The organism is Erysipelatoclostridium sp. AM42-17 (assembly GCF_003480255.1).
Classification (GTDB): Bacteria; Bacillota_I; Bacilli_A; order Erysipelotrichales; family Coprobacillaceae; genus Faecalibacillus.
In genome coordinates, this window is the sequence record NZ_QUIN01000057.1 from 1 (window position 1) to 511 (window position 511).

1 protein-coding gene is annotated in these 511 nt (G+C 28.0%); it reads right to left on the reverse strand.

The genetic code is table 11. The features are described from left to right. Positions 1 to 90: 90 nt before the first annotated feature. Entirely contained in the window at positions 91 to 453 is a 363-nt protein-coding gene (locus DW911_RS10895) for a VOC family protein (RefSeq protein WP_118607818.1), read from the reverse strand. Between the last annotated feature and the right edge of the window lie 58 nt (positions 454 to 511).

Genomic DNA, 511 nt, shown 5'->3' on the forward strand with positions numbered 1-511 from the left:
TAGAAGCTGAAGGTGTAACTATTAAAGATGACGTTGCTCGTCAATTAACTGAAAAAGGTTTATAATATAAAAGATGCGTTAAACGCATCTTTATTTTTCATCAAATAATTCAATAATTTCATTAGCTGTTCCATTAATGAAAGCAATTCTTGCTTTCATTGGAATAGTAATATCTTTGGGTGCTACATGAGATTGAGCACCTTTTCTTATTGCTTTTTCATACAAGTTATCTACTTGTTTACACTTTAAAGCAATATGAGCAAAACTTCCTTCTGGATATTTTTCATTTTCCTCAAATATTTCTAATACCAAGTGATCTAAAGATAATAGACAAGCGGGTTTCCCTTTTAATTCAAATCTTTTTATTATTTTACCTTCAAATATATCAAGATAAAATTGAATTGTTTTTTCAATATCATTGGTTTTTAATGCAATATGATGTAACGAATACATAATTCCTTGTATGATATAAACGTACCTTGCCAGTACATAAATATCACTTTATCCTTTC